The organism is Bacteroidota bacterium (assembly GCA_016183775.1).
In the GTDB taxonomy this organism is placed as follows: domain Bacteria; phylum Bacteroidota; class Bacteroidia; order JABDFU01; family JABDFU01; genus JABDFU01.
Window position 1 is genome coordinate 73,507 of record JACPDY010000005.1, and the last position, 21,772, is coordinate 95,278.

Annotated in this window: 17 protein-coding genes and 1 pseudogene; 4 read left to right on the forward strand and 14 right to left on the reverse strand. The window is 40.2% G+C overall.

Going from position 1 to position 21,772, the window contains the following annotated elements:
- Window positions 1–193 precede the first annotated feature (193 nt).
- The 13 genes from HYU69_00955 to HYU69_01015 all read right to left on the reverse strand — a co-directional run bounded on the left by HYU69_00955 (window position 194) and on the right by HYU69_01015 (window position 12,057).
- The gene (locus HYU69_00955) at window positions 194–637 is read right to left on the reverse strand and encodes a transposase (GenBank protein ID MBI2268906.1); all 444 of its coding nucleotides are present in this window, start codon (window positions 635–637) and stop codon (window positions 194–196) included.
- A 105-nt stretch (window positions 638–742) separates the two neighbouring features.
- A complete protein-coding gene (gene ftsY, locus HYU69_00960; GenBank protein ID MBI2268907.1) occupies window positions 743–1,711 on the reverse strand; it encodes a signal recognition particle-docking protein FtsY in 969 nt (322 codons plus the stop codon).
- Between the two features lie 120 nt (window positions 1,712–1,831).
- Complete coding sequence (locus HYU69_00965) at window positions 1,832–1,987, reverse strand: DUF4295 domain-containing protein (protein ID MBI2268908.1); 156 nt, start codon at window positions 1,985–1,987, stop codon at window positions 1,832–1,834.
- Window positions 1,988–2,057: 70 nt separating this feature from the next.
- Complete coding sequence (rpmG, locus tag HYU69_00970) at window positions 2,058–2,240, reverse strand: 50S ribosomal protein L33 (protein ID MBI2268909.1); 183 nt, start codon at window positions 2,238–2,240, stop codon at window positions 2,058–2,060.
- Between the two features lie 18 nt (window positions 2,241–2,258).
- On the reverse strand, window positions 2,259–2,498 hold the full coding sequence (locus HYU69_00975) for a 50S ribosomal protein L28 (GenBank protein MBI2268910.1): 240 nt from the start codon (window positions 2,496–2,498) through the stop codon (window positions 2,259–2,261).
- A gap of 316 nt (window positions 2,499–2,814) precedes the next feature.
- Entirely contained in the window at window positions 2,815–4,359 is a 1,545-nt protein-coding gene (locus HYU69_00980; protein MBI2268911.1) for an MBOAT family protein, read from the reverse strand.
- A 24-nt stretch (window positions 4,360–4,383) separates the two neighbouring features.
- Window positions 4,384–5,580: a hypothetical protein gene (locus HYU69_00985; GenBank protein ID MBI2268912.1), complete on the reverse strand. Its 1,197-nt coding sequence runs from the start codon at window positions 5,578–5,580 to the stop codon at window positions 4,384–4,386.
- 154 nt (window positions 5,581–5,734) lie between these two features.
- Window positions 5,735–7,132 carry a hypothetical protein gene (locus tag HYU69_00990; protein ID MBI2268913.1) on the reverse strand — a complete coding sequence of 466 codons (1,398 nt, stop codon included), beginning with the start codon at window positions 7,130–7,132 and terminating at the stop codon, window positions 5,735–5,737.
- Between the two features lie 269 nt (window positions 7,133–7,401).
- A complete protein-coding gene (locus HYU69_00995; protein MBI2268914.1) occupies window positions 7,402–8,256 on the reverse strand; it encodes an aminotransferase class IV in 855 nt (284 codons plus the stop codon).
- 93 nt (window positions 8,257–8,349) lie between these two features.
- On the reverse strand, window positions 8,350–8,829 hold the full coding sequence (locus tag HYU69_01000) for an HAD family hydrolase (GenBank protein ID MBI2268915.1): 480 nt from the start codon (window positions 8,827–8,829) through the stop codon (window positions 8,350–8,352).
- Window positions 8,830–8,861: 32 nt separating this feature from the next.
- Window positions 8,862–9,473, reverse strand: coding sequence for a rhomboid family intramembrane serine protease (locus HYU69_01005; protein ID MBI2268916.1), 612 nt, complete (start codon window positions 9,471–9,473; stop codon window positions 8,862–8,864).
- A complete protein-coding gene (locus HYU69_01010; GenBank protein ID MBI2268917.1) occupies window positions 9,470–9,985 on the reverse strand; it encodes a hypothetical protein in 516 nt (171 codons plus the stop codon). The genes HYU69_01005 and HYU69_01010 overlap by 4 nt, the downstream gene beginning before the upstream one ends.
- Before the next feature lie 11 nt (window positions 9,986–9,996).
- Window positions 9,997–12,057 carry an HDIG domain-containing protein gene (locus HYU69_01015; protein ID MBI2268918.1) on the reverse strand — a complete coding sequence of 687 codons (2,061 nt, stop codon included), beginning with the start codon at window positions 12,055–12,057 and terminating at the stop codon, window positions 9,997–9,999.
- Between the two features lie 164 nt (window positions 12,058–12,221).
- Between HYU69_01015 and HYU69_01020 the strand changes: the two are divergent.
- Window positions 12,222–13,302: pseudogene (locus tag HYU69_01020) on the forward strand (acetyl-CoA C-acyltransferase).
- A gap of 13 nt (window positions 13,303–13,315) precedes the next feature.
- Here HYU69_01020 and HYU69_01025 read toward each other — a convergent pair.
- The gene (locus HYU69_01025) at window positions 13,316–16,348 is read right to left on the reverse strand and encodes an SBBP repeat-containing protein (protein ID MBI2268919.1); all 3,033 of its coding nucleotides are present in this window, start codon (window positions 16,346–16,348) and stop codon (window positions 13,316–13,318) included.
- Window positions 16,349–16,853: 505 nt separating this feature from the next.
- On the opposite strand from HYU69_01025, the gene HYU69_01030 reads away from it, so the two are divergent.
- The 3 genes from HYU69_01030 (at window position 16,854) to HYU69_01040 (ending at window position 21,701) form a co-directional block, all read left to right on the forward strand.
- Window positions 16,854–18,401, forward strand: a complete 1,548-nt coding sequence (locus HYU69_01030) for a hypothetical protein (GenBank protein MBI2268920.1) — start codon at window positions 16,854–16,856, stop codon at window positions 18,399–18,401.
- A 183-nt stretch (window positions 18,402–18,584) separates the two neighbouring features.
- Window positions 18,585–20,360 (forward strand): long-chain fatty acid--CoA ligase, encoded by a 1,776-nt coding sequence (locus HYU69_01035; GenBank protein MBI2268921.1) that lies wholly within the window; start codon window positions 18,585–18,587, stop codon window positions 20,358–20,360.
- Window positions 20,361–20,582: 222 nt separating this feature from the next.
- Window positions 20,583–21,701, forward strand: a complete 1,119-nt coding sequence (locus HYU69_01040; protein ID MBI2268922.1) for an acyl-CoA desaturase — start codon at window positions 20,583–20,585, stop codon at window positions 21,699–21,701.
- The last annotated feature ends 71 nt before the right edge of the window (window positions 21,702–21,772 follow it).

Here is a 21,772-nt window from a genome sequence, read left to right on the forward strand (position 1 = left end):
TTAAATAACAACCTGTCTGACTACAGCCTGATTACAGGCAGACAAACTTGTGTCCACTACAAAGTACAACCAGCTTGACCAACCTTCTCATCCCGAATAAGTCCGAAGGACTTAAACAACAATAACCTTGTGTGCAACACAAGGTAAACAAGTAAATACAGTATCCCAACCCCGAAGGGGTTGAATGTTCCGGTCATATATATTTCTCATCAAATTCAACTTCATGCTCAATCAACATTTTTTTGTATTCATCTATAAAATTAAATTTCGCATGATGTTCTTTTTGATTTTTCACATAGGTGATCAGCCTGTCCTTTTCCTTAATAGAATATGTAAAAGCCCCGTACCCTTCCGACCAACCATCAAAATCCGGAAATTTTCCGGATTGTTTCATCCAGAGATTACCGGCTACTTTAATGTCCTTAATAAGGTCTGCTAATGCCACGGTTGGATGGAGGTCACATACAATATGAATATGATCTTGTACGCCGTTGATCTGGTAAACAACACATTTATTATTCCTGATAATTCCCCCGATATACTTATAAAGTTCATTGCAATACTCATCAGCCAATGTATTCTTATTGGACTTTGTCCTGAAGACAATTTGATAGAGGATTTGTCTGTAACTGCTCATTATTCCAATCCTTATTCAACCCCTTCGGGGTTGTGATTCCTTCTTCTTTTTTTCACCGATTGCATCGGTGGTTATTGTTGTTTAACTCCTTCGGGGTTTATTTACTTAATCCCTTAAATCTGTGCTAAACAAGGAATCAACAAACTCATGCTTATTAAATACCTGCAAGTCCTCCATCTTCTCTCCAACCCCGATATATTTCACCGGTATCTTAAACTGATCTGAGATGCCAATTACCACACCGCCTTTGGCTGTACCATCCAGTTTGGTGATCGCCAAAGCATTCACATCTGTTGCAGCAGTAAATTGCCTGCATTGTTCTATCGCGTTCTGACCGGTAGATCCATCCAGCACAAGTAGTACCTCATGCGGAGCATCGGGCACAACTTTTTGCATCACCTTTTTTATTTTGCTCAACTCATTCATCAGGTTCACCCTATTGTGCAGGCGACCCGCTGTGTCAATGATTACAACATCTGAGCCTTTTGAAACGGCTGATGTAAGTGTGTCAAAAGCAACAGAGGCGGGGTCCGCGTTCATACCTTGTGAAACGATCTGTACCCCAATACGTTCCGACCAAATGGTTAACTGATCAACCGCTGCGGCTCTGAATGTATCTGCTGCGCCAAGCATTACATTGGCCCCCGCTTTTTTAAACTGATAGGCCAGCTTACCGATGGTGGTTGTTTTACCAACTCCATTTACCCCCACAACCATGATCACGTAAGGCTTTTTGCTTTGAGGAAGAGTAAATTCACCGATTTGATCAGCGGTATCGCTTTGCACCATTAACGCGGAGATCTCTTCACGCAAAATTTTGTTCAGTTCGTCCGTTTCAACTTTCCGCTGCTTCTCCACGCGTTTTTGAATGCGGTCAATGATCTTCATCGTTGTATCCACACCTACATCCGAAGTGATCAATATCTCTTCCAGGCTGGCCAATACTTCGTGGTCGACAGTGGCCTTGCCGGTGATCGCTTTGGCCAATCTTGAAAAAAAAGTCTGCTTGGTTACAAACAGTCCTTTATCAAGCTTTTCTTTTTTGTCTTTGCTGAATATGCTTAAAATCCCCATGTTCTCATGATCCTCCGAAGGGAGGATATATTGTTTTCCCATTAAAGGGAGAAATAAATATTAAACTAAAAAAGCTCCCTTCGTAAAGAAAGAAGCTTTTACAAATTTTATACACAGGCATTACTTAGCTGCCAAAAAATCTTTTATGTGATCGTTGTGAACGATCTCCTCTTTAAATGTATAAGCCCCTGTTTTAGGTGACTTTGTCATCTTTATCACTTTAGTAAAGTTATTTCCTTTACCTGTTTTTAATGTTGCTACAACTTTCTTTGCCATTTTGTTATGTTATTGAGTTATTAAGGTATTAAGTTGTGGTTTACTTAACCGACAGCTGATAACTAACAACTTATTTAATTTCTTTGTGGAGAGTTACTTTTTTCAGAATGGGATTGAATTTTTTCAACTCCAAACGATCAGGTGTATTCTTTTTATTTTTGGTAGTGATATACCTGGATGTTCCGGGCATACCGCTCTCTTTATGTTCGGTACACTCCATTATAACCTGTATTCTGCTTCTACTTCTTGCCATTTTGTTTTAAGCTTTATATTATTTATTTAAAAAACCTTTTTCACGTGCTTCTTTCACAGCGGCATTAACACCCTTTTTATTGATGGTGCGCAAAGCCGAAGTACTTACACGTATAGTGATCCATTTGTTTTCTTCAGGAAGAAAAAATTTTTTGGTCTTCAGATTCACGTTAAATTTTCTCTTCGATTTACGATTTGAGAAAGATACTTTATGGCCCGTGATCGCCTTTTTTCCTGTTATTTCACAAATTCTTGACATGTGGTAGGTATTTAACTAATTTATCCCTTTTTAATAGTAGGGGTGCAAATATCGGAGATTTTATTGAATTGGCAAGATACTTACGGTAAATTTATTTGCCAAAGAGGCTTTTTGTTGATCCGGTTTTGTTTTGTAATCAAGTTCGTTAATATCTGATAAACAGGTATTTACATCATATTCAGGATCAATTGAAACTTCGCTTACACTTAAAATATCGCTTTCGGGCGGGGTTTTACCGCTATAACCTGCCCCTTAAAGTGAGCATTATTAGCCTTTAAATAGACGATACGTCATGGTAATTAAAGAGGGCGTTACACTAAAACTGTAAATAGATCGGCATCACCTGATCGGCCTGCTTTACCTGAACGGCCAACCAGATAAATATAAAGAGCAGGGCAACCTTTCCGATAACCGGCATATCGGTCACTAAATTTTCCAATTTAAGCTGCATCCCTTTCGGAGTAAAGTGAATAAGGTAACCGATCCCCATAACAGCAAAAACAGCGGTATAGGCCTGCATCATAGGGATAAATGCTTTACCATTGAAGTTGCCGGTGATCTGCCGGATAATAATGATTGCATCATCGAACGTATTCGCTTTAAAAAATATCCAACAAAAACAAACAAAATGAAAGGTGAAGACGATGCTGAGGAGATGAGAGATTTGAGATGTGAGATTTGAGAGTTTAGAAGTCGGAAGTCGGAAGTCGGGAGTCGGAAGTTCTTGATTTGACTTCGGACTTCGGACTTCGGACTCCTGTCTCCTATTAAAGAATTTCTTCCTAATATCCATAATCATCTTATCTATAGCTAAAGCCACTCCATGCATCCCGCCCCAGAAAACAAATTTCAAGCTGGCACCGTGCCACAGGCCGCCAAGCAGCATGGTCAGCATAAGGTTTATGTATAAGCGTATTTTTCCTTTCCGGTTTCCTCCAAGCGCTATATACAGGTAATCCCGCAACCACGAGGAAAGTGAAATGTGCCACCTCCGCCAGAATTCAGTAATGCTTGATGACTGGTAAGGCAGATCGAAGTTCATTGGTATTTTAAACCCCATCCATTGCGCCATGCCTATGGCCATATCGGAATATCCCGAAAAATCACAATAAATAACCATGGCATAACCATACACCCCGAACAAACACTCAATACCTGAGTAGCGTGCAGGATCATCAAAAATATACTGCACAAAATTGACATAAATGAAATCGGATATCACAATCTTCTTAAAAAGTCCGCCCAGTATAAGATACAGACCCCTGCCAATATCCTGCTGCGTTACGAGAATGTCCTGACGTATCTGCGGAATAAAGTCAGACGCCCTTACAATAGGCCCCATGACCAACTTTGGAAAAAAGGAAAGAAAAAATAAATAATCAAGGAAACTTGTTACGGGCTTAAATTGCCCTCTATATACATCGATCGTATAACTTAAATTTTCGAATGTATAAAAAGAAATACCAATAGGAAGTACAAGATTAAGCGGCTCTAAACGTCCCAGTTGCGCGTCATTAATGATACTGATGAACAGATCGGTATACTTGAAATAACAAAGCAGCCCTAGGTTGATGATTACACTGAAAAACAAAAGCGCTTTCTTTTTGGCCGGTGTATTGACTCTGTAGATCCAGTTTGACAAACTGAAATCAACTATGGCGGATATGATGATCAGTGAAACATAAAAACCGCAGGCCTTGTAAAAAAAGTACAGCGAAAAGATCGTAAAATATATTACACGCGTTAATTTTTTTTTGTACAGGAACTGGTAAAAGAAGAAAAAGATGAAAATGAAAAACAAAAAGAAGCCACTGTTAAACAATAAAGGATCTTTGGCATTGTACGTAAGCTGCTCAAGCATTTTATGATGGTCGATGTTCACGTTCTATTTCCTGTTTTCAACGTAATTGTTATACTTCGCGAGAATAGCTTTATACATCAATTCGGCCTGAATGATATATCCACGTGCGCCAAAGTGAAGCCGGTCTTTTGCTGTAAGTTTGGCTTTATACCATTGGGCCATCGATCCATATCCGCCCATAACCGCATACAGGTCCCAATAAGCCAGATTATTATTCTTACAATACCTTATAACTGCATTCCGGGCGTCAAGCATGTCCGGATTTTTCACTCTTCCTTTACGTGTCCGCCTGTATGAATCGCCGGGTGTTGTAAGCAAAAAAGCTGCTCCTGGATTGGCCTTCCTGATAGCAGTCACCAACGTATCTATATTACCGTAAAACTTATTCTTATCAAAAGCGGCCGTATATCCTTCGTTCGTACCCAAAGAAATAATAACGAGGTCGGGCTTCAAGAGCGGAAGCTGCTCTACAAAATACTGAGATCGGGTATAATGCTTGTACTCCGCCCCATTCACACCGATCATATTATATAAAATACCCGGTTTATCATTTTCAAGCAGCATACCGAATATTTGTGCGCAGGTTTGAGAGGTATTACGCGGGCATGATTTAATGATAATATTCCGGTAAGGTTTATCAAATGTTAAAACGCTGGTGTATTTATTTTCACCGGCAATTGAGTTGTTTATATACCCGATCTCATTGTACAGCGAATCATAAACAGCGAAATCAAAATTCTCCTCACTCCTGTCGTGAAACAATGTAAGTTTTGTAAAACTGTAATCCAGCCCCTCCTGGTCCTTGACCATCAGTTTGATCTCGGCGGCCGTATCGCCTGTTTCAATTGTGATTCCTCCTATACCAATAGGAAGTGGTTGTTCAGGAAACACATTGCGTTTATATTGCCAGGCTACATTGGTGGAAGTTTTATAACTGATCGGCTCGTTTGTTTTTGCTACACGGTAGGGGAATACAAATCCCCGGCCAGCATTTCCAAAATCGCACTGAAAATTCTGCCTCAGTTTCCCGGAAAAGTGATCTGCCTGAATATGCGAATCGCCAATGTGTACAACATTCACCCGACCTTCTTTGGTCTTCTGAAGTTGTACCAGTTTTTCGTAAAATGGCTGCAGAGCAACACTATCATTATAAACAATATTTGAATCCACTACAATAAATGGATAATGGGGAAGAATAGTATCAAGGATGACCTGGGACAAGGAGATTTGAGATGTGAGAAGTAAGATAGGAAACAGGAGATATGAGATATGAGATATGAGACATGAGATATGAGACAAAAGGCAACCTTGAACACCTGGGCTGAGCGTAGCCGAAGCGTTGAACCTTGAACCTTGAACCTTGAACATAATATCTTTATACTTTTTTTCTAACATACGTTTTATATTCTGTCATTAAATGTTTATACAATAAGTCAGCGATTTTTCTCGCTCCTCTGAAATTCGGATGTGTATAATCTTTGTTTGCGAGTACAGTATCGCCCTGCACCCACTTTACCATGGAATTATAGCCACCCATCGCTTCATACAAATTCCAAAAAGCCACGTCTGTTTTTTGTGCCACACGCTTTTGTATATCGATCACCAATGGTACCGAAGGATCCGTTATATATTCACCATCCCGACGGATGCTTTTGTCACCCGCGCTTATAATAAGTATACTTGTGTTTGGCATCGCGGCTTTCAAATGATTGACCACCTCTGTCATACCCCGCTCATACCAGGAAAAATCGGTTACTTTTTCGTTCACCACATTAACGCCGTAATGAAGAATAATTAATCCATAATCAAGCCGGCTATTTATTCCCGACAGAATATCCGCCGGTATTTTAGTAAGCGGCATACCGGAATTCCCGCGGAAAGAAAAATTATCGACATATACACCACTGTCGCCTTCGAGGCTAAAACCAAATACATTCACCCGATCCTGGCACTGAAAAGCCGCCTGCACCGATTGTACGGGATACCCCTTCAGCAGCTGCAATTCATTAACAGCCGATGTTCCATCAAGGGAAAAGTTCCGCCCCCCTGCTGTTACATAATTTGAAGGTCCTTTAGCTGATCCGTAGAACAATCTCACATTATAAAACCGGTTGAGTCTGTTTTTTGAAACAGCACTGTATTTTACCCAACTACCCGGGCCGGTTGTCGCCCGATCAGCGGTGCCTACTGTTGCCGGAACAAAATCAAAACCCGAAATACCTAGCACATGATTAGCCCCTGAATGATCGAGCAGTGTATATGTTTGCCAATTACCCGAAAAAGTATGCAGAATAGTTTGCCTGAAGCCTGCCACGATCGATGTTACAGGCATAAAGCCAACCCCGATACCCCCAAATGTATCTTGCAAAGTGCTCCTGAGGTCCTGCGTAACAAGATCGCCCTCTATCATTGAGTCGCCGAAATAACCGATACGTGTTTTTTTCTGCTTTTGTTGAGTTTGAAAAAGGGATTCAAAAAAATGCCTCAGTTCCGGAAGACTGTCTGATCCGAAATCGATGACGGAGGCCGGATCGGCCTTGAATGCCGCGCGCGTTATGCTATCCGCCCTGATCACAGAATCCGTCAGCAGCCTCCCGCTTAAAGGCGACTTCCTGTAAAGCCCCGTGGTTTTTATGTCGGACAACAGATCAACCCGCTTAAACTTATATCTGCCAAGCCTGAATGAAGAATCCGTTAATGAAAGCAAAATCAGAAGAAGTACGATCACCAACGTGATCAATGCTGTTTGCCTGAGCCGGTTCAAAGCCTCCATATCTGCTATAAATATAGCCCGTAAATTACTGTATTAAAACAGGCCCAACAGGACTTATAAACATTGAGAAGGGGAAAAAGTTAGTGATTATAAATTATACATTAAACATGATAAATTGTCGCATTTTGAAAAAGTCGGAAGTCGGAAGTCCGAAGATGGAAGTCTTCCGGCTTCGGACTTCCGGCTTCCAATCTTTAAATATATCTATACGGAAATTTATCCCGCTCGCATTATACAACCAACTGACAACTGACAACCAATTACCAAAATCATTCCACCTTTTTTGTAACGTACTCATTGAGTTTATCGGTAAGCGACTTGGAGGTATTGTTAAAGTAACGCTTGTTTTTATACGCGCCTACCCAACGTAAACCGCTTATTACATTAGTAAGAAAAAGTTCATCGGCACTGAGAAGCACACTCTGTGCCAGGTTAATCTCATAAACCGCAATTCGGTTTTTAAAAGCCACTTCGATGATCTTTTTGCGTAATACACCATCGACACATCCTTCACTTACAGGTGGAGTGTATAACACACCGTTCTTTACTGCAAAAATATTCGAATTGATAGATTCAATGACATCGCCTTTGGCATTCATCACCACACAATCATCCAATTGCTGTTTAACTTTGTGAGCGCCGGCCAATACATATAACAAAGCATTTCCCGACTTTATCGTTGACATCGGGTTCTGCTGCTTCTTTATCTCGCTGAAAATATCAATATTAAAACCTTTTTGATTCAGGATATATTCATTCTCAGGAATGCTGATCACTTCTATTACATAGGAGGTTGAATTATCCTTTGGAGTATAAAACCCTTCCCCGTTTCTGAAAACCGTGATACGTATACGACCTCCGGCAGTTATATTATTCGCCTTGATAAGCTCGGTAATCTGATTCAGAAAAAAACTCAGAGTGTATTGGGGCGAAAGATCCATTTTGAGAAGCCCGACTCCTTTCAATAATCGGGTAATGTGATCGCTCAAGAATAAGGGCTGGCCGTTCATCACACGAATGGTCTCAAACAGTGAATCACCAAAACGAAATGCACGATTATCAACCTTCAGAAGGGGTTCATCAGCGTTGACCAGCTTGCCGTTAAAATTTAAAAAAACTGACATACGACAAACTTACATGATTCAGTTATAAAAGGCAAAGATTTTGCTCCGGGGAAGCTCTTTTGTTCTTTAAATCCACCACAATCATCAAAAAAATCACTTAATAAGATGCATAATTTCAGATAGCGGGGAGTTGGCCTCTATCATTATTCCTTTTACACCCGCCTTATGAGCAGCCTCAATATCGCGCTCTTTGTCGCCGATAAAAAATGATCCTGCGGGATCGATATCAAATCTCGCAATAGCTTTCTCAACAAATAATGAATCCGGCTTGCGGCAAATACATTTGCTTATATCCGGATGGTGAACACAATAATAAATTTCGTCAAATACGAGTCCTTCCTTTTTAAGTGCGTCAACCAGGTAATTGTGCAGCACCTCAATATCTGTTTGCCTGTACAGTCCCTTCGCTACACCGCTCTGGTTGGATACAACGATAAGCATGTACCCCTTTTTCCTGAATTCTTTTAATGCACTGATCAATCCGGGTAAAATTTCGAAATCTTCCAGGCGATATGTAAAACCGCGTTCACGATTTATAACCCCGTCCCTGTCCAAAAAAATTGCTTTGTTCATCGCCAAAGTATTTAAATTTTTAGCTGTCAAATTTAAAACACACTTTGCAGCTGGTAAATGAAATTCATTATTAGCCCCGGTTTCAGCACCGCAGTAAAAACAATGCCGTAAACAGCGCCCCAGAAATGCGCATCATGACCAACATTATCTGTACCCTTTTTACCCATATACCAGGAATACGCCAGGTACAAAGCACCAAAAATAAAGGCCTTTACAGGAATGAACCAGACAAGCAATGTACTCAATGGACTGATAAGAATGCAGGCGAAAACAACCGCCGATACCGCGCCTGAGGCGCCGACAGCATTATAGGCATAATTGTGCTTGTGTTTATAATAACTATACAATGTAGAAGCGGGCAAAGCCGTAACATACATCAACGCGAATACAAATGACGCGTTTTGAGAAAATATCGCTTTAAAATAATGATTTTCAATAGCTGTGCCAAAAGAGAAAAGTACAAACATATTTAAAAGCAAATGACCCGCATCGGCATGCACCAGACCATGTGAAAACAAACGATACCACTGCCTGTGATTATAAACCGCAGAAGCATTGAACAGCAGTTTGCCAAACAGATCACGATTCGAAAAAGCCGAAATTGAAATGAGAGTGGTGATCCCGATAATTATATATGTGATCATTGGTTTTCCGTTTTATCGAGATCAGTTAAATTATACTTGGGTACGGATGACAGATCAAAATCATTTTCAGTAATGAACCTGACCGTATATTTTTCTATTTTACTTAACGGGAGAAAAAAATTCAGATCCTCATCCATCTCTACAAATTTCAAAAAATCATTTTCTGAATCCGCCATCGAAATAACAATTGAATCAGGAAATTCAGAAGGCTGCCCGGCCCATATTTCGACATCGATCATACCATTAGAATTGAATAAAATTTCTCCTTTAGGCTTATACTCAAAAGAACTGATGTGTTCAACCGTAACTTCCTTATCCCCATAAAATTTAGCCGAGCAAGCCAGCAGCAATGCTTCCATTTTCATTTTTTCGATGTAAAATGCTTCATCTTCCTGGTAGGGACGCGCATAAGAATAACCGGGCCTTTTTATCCTTAAGAGAAACATTTTTTCATCCGTTTTATCCGGACTGCTCATTTTAAACAAACCAAATACATCTATAGGAATTGCCATAGGAATATAAATTAACGCGGGTATTCAACCCGAACATGATAAATACTGATAAGCTTTTTCTTCAGAATTTTTTTAATGATATTAATATCACGGAATGTAACATCCGCATTCACAAACTGGTTCAAAGCGATCTGGCTGTCTATAATTTTATCCACCAGGTCCTGTATGCTTTGCTCACTGTACGATTTCAGACTTCTTGATGCCGCTTCCACCCCATCCGCCATCATCAGCACAGCAGTTTCTTTTGAGAATGGAATCGGACCGGGGTAATGGAATATACCTTCATCAAACTGCTCATCCGGATGATCTCTTTTATACATCTTGTAAAAATAATAGGTGGTAGTAGTTCCGTGATGCGTTCTTATGAAATCAATGACCTGCTGGGGCAGATTATGTTTTTTTGCCAGCTCAATGCCATGTGTGACGTGACGAATAAGTATCGCGGCACTTTCTTCATAACTCAATTCGTTATGCGGATTAATTTCCGCCGTTTGATTCTCGATAAAATAGATCGGCGCCTCCATTTTACCGATATCATGGTACAACGCTCCTGTCCTCACAAGTAAAGGATCCCCGCCTATCTGGTAGATCACCTCTTCGGCAATATTCGCCACCTGCAGCGAATGCTGAAATGTACCCGGAGCCTTTGATGCCAGTTCGCGCAGCAATACACTATTGGTATCCGACAACTCCATAAGTGAAACATCGGAAAGAAAACCAAATGTTCGCTCGAAAACAAAGATGAGCGGATAAGAGAACGAAGTGAGCAGAGCGCTTATCCCGAACCACTCTGTAACACTCCAGTTGATGCCGGTAAAACTCCCCTCCTGCACTATATTGATCCCGATAAAGGAAATTATATATGCCGCGAAGACTAAAACTGATGTTAAAAAAAACTGGGAGCGGTTTCGCAGGTTTATAACGCTGAAAATAGCCACCATGCCCGCAACGATCTGTACAAAAACGAATTCAAACCGGTTAGAGGAAACAAAAGCGATAATTAAAGTAGTGACAATATGGGCGAAGAGTGCGAGACGTGTATCGAAAAAGGCCCTGACAATAACAGGCAGCATACAAAACGGAAGAACATACAAATTAAACTTATCATACTTGATCGACAAATTAGCCGTAGCCACCATTAATACGATGAGGAAAAGTATAAAGGTGATCTTTGAATTGTCAAGGAAAATGTCCTTCCTGAACATGATCAAAAATATTGCCAGCACAAGCAAACACAGCGACACCACAATAGTTTGCCCGATCAATACCGAAATAAAGTTTACATTACCCCCCAATTGCTCCTCGTATTCGGCCCTCAGCGATTCGAGTACCTGGTATTTCTCCGCATCAACAATTTCTCCCTTCAATATCACACTCTGATCCTTCACAACACCGCCATGTGTGAGCGAAATATTTTCCAGCTCCTGTTTTAATACCTTTTCAGAAGTTTCCCGTTCCCAGAAAATATTCTGGGCAATAACATTTTCCAACAAAGGAATAAGCGCATTGGTCTCACTTGAATTATACAATTTTAATTGCGCTTTAATATATTCATCGGCAGTCTGCACAGTGAAAAAATCCCCGATGTCGTGCTCTTCAGCGATACTGTCGTTCATCACATATACCGAGTAATCAGCAGGTTTACTTTCAAACACCTCATTCAACTGAATAATACCCTTTTTATACAAGCTGTCAATTAAAGAAATGCAAAGGCTGTGCAGGTTCTGCTTTACACGTGTTGATCTTTTATCCAGCAGTTTTTCAAGGCCAAGCTCAAGCTCCGACATCTTTGCCGGATATACATTTTTATCTAACTTAAAATACGCTTTGGCATTTTTATAAACTTCGCTCCGCTCCGAAGAAAGCTGATCGGCTGTTTTAACAATAGCGAAATCGACCGGAGCGATAAGATCCTCATAGTTCCAGGGTTTCCCCTTAATATTATGCAGATCATATTTGAATTTTCCCTGGTGCGGAAAAACAAAGACAATTACAGCTATACTCAGCAAAAAAGCCAATATCTTATAAATTTCGGAATGCTTATTGGCCAACTTTGAGAAAAAGTTCAACATACGGATTTGTTAATACCATAAAATTACGGATATATTATTTAAGTTTCAGGTTTGAAAAGGTTTCAGGTTTCAGGTTAAAAACTGAGAAACCTGAAACTTGAAACCTGAAACCATAGAACATTAAATTTTAATGAGTAATTTTACAATATAAATCAACCTTGATTATGAGAACAGTTTATATCGTATCCGCCGTAAGAACACCTCTTGGAAGTTTCGGAGCTTATGGGAAGTGTTATGCAAGCCAACCTCGGACAGGCCCCTGCGCGCCAGGCAGCCAAATTCGCGGGTTTACCTGACAATGTAATTTGCACAACTATCAATAAGGTGTGTGCATCCGGGATGAAAGCCATAATGCAGGGTGCTCAAAGCATTATGTTGGGCGATGCTGATGTTATTGTTGCCGGTGGAATGGAAAGCATGAGCCAGGTGCCGTTTTATGCGGAAACTTTGCGTTGGGGAAATAAATATGGCAATACAACACTTATTGATGGCTTGGCAAAAGACGGCCTGACAGATGTTTACCACAATTATCCCATGGGTAACGCAGCGGAGTTATGCGCCAAAGAATGTAAAATAAGCCGTGAAGAGCAGGATGCGTATGCTATTGAATCATACAAACGCTCACAAGCCGCCTGGACAGCCGGAAAATTTAACGAAGAAATTGTACCCGTTGAAGTACCTCAACGCAAAGGTGATCCCATATTGGTTAAAGAAGATGAAGAATATAAAAATGTAAATTTTGCCAAACTGCCTGAACTTCGTCCTGCTTTTACCAAAGATGGAACAGTCACTGCGGCAAACTCGTCGACCATGAACGATGGCGCAGCAGCGGTTGTATTGATGAGCAAAGAAAAAGCAGATCTACTGGGCCTTAAACCATTGGCCATCATTAAAGGCTACGCTGATGCCGAGCAGGCTCCCGAATGGTTCACCACAACACCTTCCAAAGCTATACCTAAAGCCGTTGCCAAAGCAGGATTAAAAATGAGCGATATTAATTTCTTTGAGATCAACGAAGCTTTTTCAGTTGTAGCAATTGTAAACAATAAAGAAATGAAACTTGATGCAACAAAAGTGAACGTGAATGGGGGCGCCGTTTCATTAGGTCATCCATTAGGCTGTTCAGGTGCACGGATTATCGTTACATTGATACATGTGCTGAAGCAAAACAACGCGAAGTATGGTGCTGCAGGCATTTGCAACGGCGGTGGCGGAGCGAGTGCGATGGTAATCGAGAGCGTTTAAAAACTGATGTAAACTAAGGGACACTCAGATTTACATTCACGCTGCAACCGTTTTTATCCTTAATATTTATCGTGTAAGTGCCCGGACAAAGCTGATTTTTATACCTGTTTACATATCCATCGGGCCATGTATAAGTGTATGGGCTTGCGCCGCCTGTAGCGTTTACCATTAACCATTCTTTGCAACCGCAGCCAGCACAGTTCGCCGCGCCTTTGGTGAATTGTCCGGCAATGGGCGGCGGGGAACCGATTGTCACGTTTGCTGTTGAGGTACAAGCTCCTTCTGTTATGGTTACTGTATAAGTTGACGCGGATAATCCGTTAACGAGAAACGCTGTGCCGGTTGTGGTTCCCGTTATGCCATTGCTCCAGTTATATGTGTAGGGGCCGCCACTGCCGTTGCTGATGGTTATAGCAGCGCTACCATCACTTTTAGTACTGCAGCTTGTGTTGCCCGTTGATACAACGGCAGAAGAGAGGGCGCAACCGCAATTATTTACGGTTATATATGAAGGTTTAATTACACTATCCTTTTTACAAAGCGTAGTAACAACCAATTTTACATCATGTGTACCTGCACCGGAAAAACTTACTGTAGGTTTCACGAAATCTGATGTTGCGGGGTTTCCGCCCGTAAATACCCAATGGTATTTATAGCCCGTGGTATCGCAGGACTTGCTTATTGTTGGTGTAAATGTAACAGGCGCATTTGCGCATACGCTTGTGACGGTCGCGGTATAGTTTAAGCCTAAGGTTTTGCCCTCGCATATACTGGTGCATAAGCAGGCTAAAACGGCATCATAAGCACCACCGCCTCCGTGAACTGTTTGATGGGCGCCCGGGGTTACCGGATAGCCACCTGTTAAATTGGAGGCGCAAATAAACAGTAAATTACCGGAAACAGCTATTCCACCTCCAAGGTCTAAATCCTCGTACCCTGTTCCGCCAAAATAGGTGGCGCATAGTTTTTGGCCTGCGGGGTTAAATTTTACAATCATCTGATCTTCTCCTCCACCTGCATAATTAGGCTGGTAGGCACAGGGGTCAATAAGAGTGGGTCCCGGCTCATCTTCTACTTCCATATACAGGTACACATTGTTGTTTCCATCTATGGCAAGGCAGCCATACGGAACCTCTTCCTGAAGATTCGAACCGTAATAGGTTCCCCAAATCCGCCCGCCTGCGGAATTGAATTTCACAAGGAAGGCATCATTAAATCCACCCCCAAAAACAGTTTGAAAGCCACCGGGAGAAGCAATTACATTTAATAACGTATTAGGGCTGGAGGTATTTCCTGCCAGGTACACATTGCCTGTGTTATCGCAGGCTACACTATAACCTCTATCCCAACCCGTACCCCCGTAATACGTAGCCCAACCCCTCACGCCTGCAGCATCGAATTTTACAAGGAAGGCATCCTGACCTCCTCCAAAAACAGTTTGATGGGCACCGGCAGTGGCGATCGCACTGCCTGCATTGGGGCTCGCAGTCAATCCTGCCAGGTACACATTGCCTGCGTTATCGCAAGCTACGCTGTTACCGTAATCAGCACCCGTACCCCCGTAATAGGTAGCCCAATCCCTCATGCCTGCAGGATCGAATTTTACAAGGTAGGCATCAATACTTGCTGCAAAAAAAGGTTGGTGACCAGTAGCAGTAGCGATTGCATTGGGGCTCGTAGTATATCCTGCAAGGTATATATTGCCTGCGTTATCGCAGGCTGCGCTGTAACCTTGTTCCCCACCCGTACCCCCGTAATAGGTAGCCCAATCCCTTACGCCTGCAGCATCGAATTTTACAAGGAAGGCATCATTACCCCCCCCCCCAAAAACAGTTTGAAAGCCGGGAGCAATAGCCATTACGCCAGGATTTTTGCTGGTGGTCTCTCCTGCCAGGTACATATTGCCTGCGTTATCGCAGGCTACGCTGTGACCCTTGTCATCACCCGTACCCCCGTAATACGTAGCCCAAATACGAGCTCCATTGAGGGCATTAAATTTTACTAAAAAGGCATCAACCAAACTGCCACCAAAAACTGTCTGGAAACCCAGTGAAGCAATACCTGAAGGGCTTTGGGTATATCCAACCAAATAAACATTTCCGGTGTTATCGCAGGCTACGCTGCGACAGTAATCAAAACCCGTGCCCCCGTAATACGTAGCCCAGGGATCTACCACTAAAGGAAATGAAGAATTAAAAGTTGAAAATGAAAAACTAATAAACCCCTCTCCGGCTCTCCCCGAAGGGGAGAGTGTTAGTTTATATTCCGCTTTTACGTCAACGATTTTTCCGTTAATGATCTGATAAACTTTAGGAATGGATTCGGTGAATTCATTTACACTGGTTTTGATCACTAAGTTTCCTTGGCGGTTAATGTGTATGCTTTCAGCGCCTGTCCAGTGGAGTTTTATTTGATTGGGGTCGGCATGGGGTTGCACGATAAGATCGTATTTAATTCCCTTTTCTGTGTTGCCGTAATAGGTAATGTCAATGCCCTTGTAAATATTTTTATAAGTTACTTTGTTGTATTGTTTTACGTTTAAAACACCGTTGGGGCAATGGGCGTAATAATAATTGTTGTAGCCCTCTACTTCATTTTCATTTAGCTGTTCTATGTTTTCATTGCAATTGGCAAAGTCCATGTCAACACGGTGTACCTTTATGTTTTCCTTTTGCATTAACTCTTCTTTGCTTTTGCGTTCATCGGCTTCGGTTATTGCTCCTGCCTGTATTAATTTTTCCACTTGCTCATCAACTTCGTGCATTACTTCAGCCATGTTGCTGTACACGTAGCTGAGGCCTGTTGTGCGTAAATAAATATCAGCTCCACCGCCTGAACCCTTGTATAATATATCGGGACAAAGTTTGCCGTTCATGTCGGCCAACTGGCCTTTGTTGGGGGTGAAGCAGAGGCCGCTGCCACGGAGATTTTGAGAGAGTTGTGATTTCTCTTTTTCCGAAGGGGTGCGTTTGTCGCTATTTCCATTGGCAACTACGTTGCCTGAAATAAGAATGACGAAGACGGGGATGTAGTAAAACTTTTTCATGGGTATCATGGAGTTGTTAAATTAACATTTTGAATTAGGCACTTAGATAATATTATGAAAACCAATGGCCATAGGCATTTTAGAATGGCCTTATGTGGGTTAGCACATAATTGCATCACAAATTTTAAATTTGAAAATATCAAATCCTTTATTATCAATGGTTCTAATTTATTATAGTTATTGCTTAAGTGCCTAATTCAATTAACATTTATACTACACCCATTTTTATCTTTAATATTTATTGTGTACCATCTGCAAAATCAGGATAAACGGTTTGCGCAATGGTATTCATGCAAAGTCAGAATGCTATTGTAAACATAAAATTAACCAGTAATATTTTCGCTCTGTTTTGCATAGTATTTTAGTTTATTTGATTAAGTACTACAGCAATTTCATTAAAAGAGCAACGGAAGTCAAATAAATATGACTTAAAAGTTAGTAGTCCAACATACAATAAATAGTATTTAGTTATATTTATACCATCCACATTATCAATATTGTCTATATGAAAACTCCTTCAGATGAACTTTTTCAATTAATAAAATCGCTTACCCCGCTTGAAAAACGATATTTTAAACTGTATTCTTCCATCCAGGGATCGGGAAAAAAGGGCAAAGATTACCTCCATTTATTTGACATTATTGACAGACTTGATGGCTATAATGAAGAAAAACTCAAAGTCAGATTAAAAAACAAAGAAATTGTAAATAATTTAAAGTTCTTCAAAAGTTATCTTTCCGAAGCTATATTAAAAAGCCTCGAAAAATACCATTCCAAAGATTCCGTTGAAATAATACTTGCCCAAAGTTTGCAAAGAGCAGAAATTTTATTACGCAAAAGACTTTACTCCTCAACAATTAAAACAATAAAAAAGGGATTAAAAATTGCAGTTGATCACGAAAAATTTTTATTTATTCTATTGTTACTTTCATGGAAGAGAAAAACCTTAAAACTTATTGAAAAAACAGATGATATTAAACACTATGCTGAAACAGGCTTCCCTGAAGACTTCAGCTATTTGAGTAAATATAAAAATCAACTGGAGTTTGAGCAGCTCCATTTACTAATGGTAACCAATGAACTAGTTCAACCTGATTTAAAGAATAAAGCATATTTCAAAAAAATAAGCGCGATTTCCTCTCATCCATTACTACAGGATGCAAAAAGCGCAACTTCCTATGAATCGGCCAACAACTATTACAAGATTATGGGTATTAGTACCAGAGCTATGGAAGATTGGAAAGCATCATGCAAATTCAGGAAAAAAAATGTTGAATTCATAGAACAAAACAAGTCAAAATTGGTATTACGGAAACACGACTACATTCAATCAATCAATAATCTTTTAACGCTTCTTGATTATTTAAATAAACAGGAAGATTTTTATTTATATTACAATAAAGCAACAACTTTTTTTGACAGCTTGCCTGAAAAAGAGAGAACAAAAGATATTTTCCACGATTATCTGATAACTAAGCTTTCCTATATTTCATATCAGGTAAGAAGAATGAATAACGAGGCCACAATAACCAAAACAATTGAAGTAACAAAATTAATGAAGGAGAATTCCCTGATCATGGAATCCCCCCAGTCATTATTTTTTTACTATTTTTCTTTTCACGCATATTTTTGTATCAATGAGTATAGAAACGCGCTTAAATATCTCAATAAAATAATGCGTTTATCTGATAAAGGAATTCTACAGGGCCTGATAAATTCGTTAAGATTATTCACTCTCATTGTACATTATGAATTAGACAATTCAGATCTGCTGATCAGCATGTCAAGATCTGTCCGCAAGTTCTTATCTAAAAGAGGTCGACTATATGAGTTTGAAGAACTAGTACTTGATCTGTTCGGCAATAAAATTCACACCGTAAATTCCAAAAAAGAACTTCTCGATTTATTCATAAAAACAAAGAAGAAGGTATCTGACATTTCTAAATCGAATAATCTATCCGAATTTTTAAACGTTTTCGACTTTGCATCATGGCTTGATAGTAAAATACAAAATCGTTCGTTTGTAGATGTATTGAAAGAGAAGTTGAATTAGATAGCTGTTGGCGGCTGTTTATCCTTAAGTAATGTCATTTCACCAAATAATCTGTATAAAAACATTTCTTAAGTTTATAAAATATTATATTAGCGTTGGCTATTGTCAGGGAATTTTTATTTGCTGATAAATAATGAACCTGCAACAATCAACAATCAACAACCAACAACCAACAACCAAACAATGTCCTACACACGTCTATTCGACCTTTTACCCTATTGCCTGGAAAAATTTCCAAAAAACGATGTCCTTGCGGGCAAAGAAGACGGCAAATGGGTAACATACAGTACAAAAGATTATGCCGATATTTCAACCAACCTGGCTTATGGCTTGCTTGCAACTGGCGTGCAACGCGATGATAAAATAGGCATCATAGCCAATAACCGCCCCGAATGGAACTTTGCCGATATGGCCTGCATGATGACCGGTGCTGTTGACGTTCCTATTTACCCAACTATAAGCGACAACGATCTGGAATTTATTATTGGCGACGCGGGAATAAAATATTTTTTTGTTTCGAGCCAGGAGCTTTTTGAAAAGGTTAAACGCTGCGCCGCAAAATCCGGGTCCGTAAAAAACATTTTTTGTTTCAATAAGTTTGAAGGTGGACAACACTGGAGCGAAATGTTAGAACTGGGCAAAAAAAATACAGATCAGTTAAAACTCGACGCTATCAAAGCATCCATTAAGCCAAACGACCTTGCCACTATACTGTATACATCGGGTACGACCGGTAACCCGAAAGGAGTTATGCTTTCGCATGATAATATTGTTAGCCAGTTAAAAGCCGTTAAACGTTTAATGCCCGTCGATCATCGACACAAGGCATTGAGTTTTTTACCACTGAACCACGTATACGAGCGCATGCTCACTTATAATTATTTTGCCTGCGGCACCTCAATATATTATGCCGAAAGCCTTGATACAATTTCCGCGAACCTGCAGGAAGTAAAGCCGCATATTTTTACAACAGTGCCCCGCCTGCTTGAAAAAGTATACGATCGGATTGTTGCCAAGGGAATTGAGTTAACAGGCATAAAGAAAAAATTGTTTTTCTGGGCGCTCGATCTTGGCCTCCGTTTTGAAATGAATGGCAAAAATGGCTGGTGGTACGAAACTCAGCTTAAACTCGCCCGTAAACTTATTTTCAGCAAATGGAAAGCAGCGCTTGGCGGAGAACTTATTACCACAATTTCGGGCGGCGCTGCTCTGCAGAATCGTTTGGCTCGTGTATTCTGGGCTGCAGGTATTCCGGTGTTGGAAGGTTATGGTTTAACGGAAACATCGCCTGTTGTAGCGGTAAATTATCTCGACAAAGGTTGCAGCCGCTTTGGAACAGTTGGACCAGTTATAGATAATGTAGAAGTTAAAATTGCAGAAGACGGAGAGATATTGGTTAAAGGCCCTAATATAATGCTGGGCTATTACAAAAATCCGGCTGCTACCGCTGAAGTGATCATTGACGGCTGGTTTCACACCGGTGATATCGGAATGTTTGAAGACGGAAAATACCTGAAGATAACCGACCGCAAAAAAGAAATCTTCAAAACTTCGGGCGGAAAATACATCACCCCGGGAATGATCGAAAACAAATTACGCGAATCACCATTTATCGAACAGGCCATGGTGATAGGCGAAAATCAAAAGTTCGCCTCTGCCCTTATTGTTCCTGCATTTGCCTACCTGAAAGATTTCTGTAAAAAGCAAAACATTAACTATACCTCCAATGAGGAAATGGTAAAAAATGATGTTGTAAAAGGATGGATACGTGATGAGGTGGAGAAAATGAATAAAACGCTCGCCCAGTACGAAACCATTAAACGCTTTGAATTGCTTCCTCAGGAATGGAATATCGAGAAAGGTGAACTTACACCGAAAATGAGCCTGAAGCGAAAAGTGATCCTCGCCGCAAACAAAAATCTCTTTGATAAGATTTATGGCCCTGACACCTATGAGTAATCAGATTGTTATTCACATCTATTAAACCAGTCCTGTTATTAAAATCTATTAACAACCCAATTTTTATGCATTATTAATCGTACCTTTGTCGCACATTATTTCCATTTATATCATTATTGGATTTGAATTTTAACAAAAAAAGAGGACTATACGAAATAGGCGTTAAAATTGATCCGGAACCTTTATGATAAATACAATTAAAATTTACTTTTAGAAACGATTTTGAAACAAAAAGGCAGATTAAAATTTACTAATAAGGATAAATCGCGTTTTTTCAGTACGCTCAGGGCGAACGTTGATGCTTATTTTGTAAATAATAATATTTCCAGGCACGCAAATGGCGGAATGGTTTTAAAAACCATTATACTCCTTACTGCGTATATTGTACCTTATATTTTAATACTTGCTTTCAATTTCACACTTCTTCCACTTATCCTGTTATTCGCGTTAATGGGTTTTGCAATGGCCGGAATTGGCATGTCCATTATGCACGATGCCAACCATGGAGCTTATTCTAAAAATAAATACGCAAATACCTTTTTGGGCTATACATTGAACATGCTGGGCAATACCTCTTTTAACTGGAAATACCAGCACAATGTTTTGCACCATACCTATACCAACATTCACACAATGGACGATGATCTGGATGGCCCTCCGGCCTTACGTTTTTCACCTCATCATCCACTAAAGAAAATGCATAAGTTCCAGCACATTTATGTTTTCTTTTTTTACTCCCTGCTTACACTTAACTGGTTTGTTTCTAAAGACATTCTTCAATTAATCAGGTATCGCAGGAACGGAGTTAACCGCTCAAGCAAAAAAGAATATATCAAAAGCATTTTCATTCTTATTTTCTCCAAATTGTTTTATATCTTTTATATGTTAGTAGTTCCATGTGTCTTTTTCGGATATAATTTCCTTCCTGTCTTAACAGGTTTTCTTATCATGCACATGATAAGCGGCTTGATCCTCAGCATCACCTTCCAATTAGCTCATTCTGTTGAGGACGCGTCTTTCCCCCTGCCAAATGACAAAAGTGAAATGGAGAACGATTGGGCCATACACCAGGTAAATACCACTGTCGATTTTGCCCGTGACAACCGTTTTCTGAATTGGTATTTAGGCGGATTGAACTTCCAGGTTGTACACCACCTGTTTCCTACTATTTGTCATGTACACTATAAAGCACTCTCGGACATTGTAAAAAGTACAGCTGAAGAATTTGGAATACCGTATCTCGAAAACCCTACGCTGGGAAGTGCTATCCGTTCACACCTCCTCACACTTAAACGCCTGGGGAACGAAATTTCTCCTGCACCATTGGCCCCTACAGCCTGATATATAGCCTGAATTTATATTTAAACACTAAAATTTAGCTATATTTATCTTTCCAATTATCAATCATTTTG